The sequence below is a fragment of the Parabacteroides sp. AF21-43 genome, from assembly GCF_003635435.1.
Taxonomy (GTDB): Bacteria; Bacteroidota; Bacteroidia; order Bacteroidales; family Tannerellaceae; genus Parabacteroides; species Parabacteroides distasonis.
This window is the reverse complement of sequence record NZ_QTMG01000066.1, coordinates 1-1,097: the sequence shown is the minus strand read 5'-3', so window position 1 is coordinate 1,097 and position 1,097 is coordinate 1. Positions and strand designations below refer to the sequence as shown.

The 1,097-nt window shown below is 43.8% G+C and carries 1 protein-coding gene; it reads left to right on the top strand.

Annotated features, from left to right (window positions below):
- The coding region (locus DWX84_RS21345) for an IS1380-like element IS613 family transposase (protein ID WP_233573989.1) at positions 1–1,097 on the top strand (1,097 nt) is incomplete at both ends.

Genomic DNA, 1,097 nt, shown 5'->3' with positions numbered 1-1,097 from the left:
ATATTTTCAATCATGGAGCAATTTGACTCCACATTGTCATCTGTAATCGACTCGACACTCGGTCTAAGGTGTAGCTCGTTCGGTTATCAGTACAGTGAAATCGTCCGTTCCCTCATGAGTATCTACTTCTGTGGTGGCTCATGCATTGAGGATGTCACTACTCATTTGATGAACCATCTCTCGCTCCATCCGACACTTCGTACTTGTAGTTCTGATACTATCCTCAGAGCGATAAAGGAACTGACGCAAGGAAACATCTCATACACATCAGATACGGGTAAGAACTACGATTTCAACACGGCTGACACACTCAATACCTTACTGCTCAATTGTATGTTTGCATCCGGCCAACTGAAAGAGGGCGAGATGTATGATGTTGATTTCGACCATCAGTTCATAGAGACTGAGAAGTATGATGCAAAGCCTACATACAAGAAGTTCCTTGGTTATCGCCCTGGCGTGGCGGTTATTGACGACTTGATTGTTGGCATTGAGAATAGCGATGGTAACACCAACGTTCGTTTTCATCAGAAGGACACGCTGAAGAGATTCTTTGAGAGATTTGAGCAGAACGGACTTACAATCAATCGTTTCAGAGCTGATTGTGGATCATGTTCCGAGGAAATCGTGGAGGAAATAGAGAAACACAGCAAATCCTTCTATATCCGCGCAAACCGCTGCAGTTCGCTCTACAATGACATCTTTGCTCTTAGAGGCTGGAAGACTGAGGAAATCAATGGCATTGAGTTCGAATTGAACTCTATTCTTGTTGAGAAGTGGAAGGGTAAAGCATACCGACTTGTGATTCAAAGACAGAAACGGATGGACGGTGTGCTGGATCTTTGGGAAGGAGAATACACATACCGTTGTATCCTGACTAACGACTATGAATCTTCCACAAGAGAAATTGTCGAGTTCTATAACCTTCGTGGAGGAAAGGAACGTATCTTCGATGATATGAACAATGGTTTCGGGTGGGACAGATTGCCCAAATCCTTCATGGCAGAGAACACTGTGTTCCTTCTTCTTACGGCACTTATCCGTAATTTCTACAAGGCCATTATCCACAGACTTGACGTAAAGAGGTTCGGACTCAA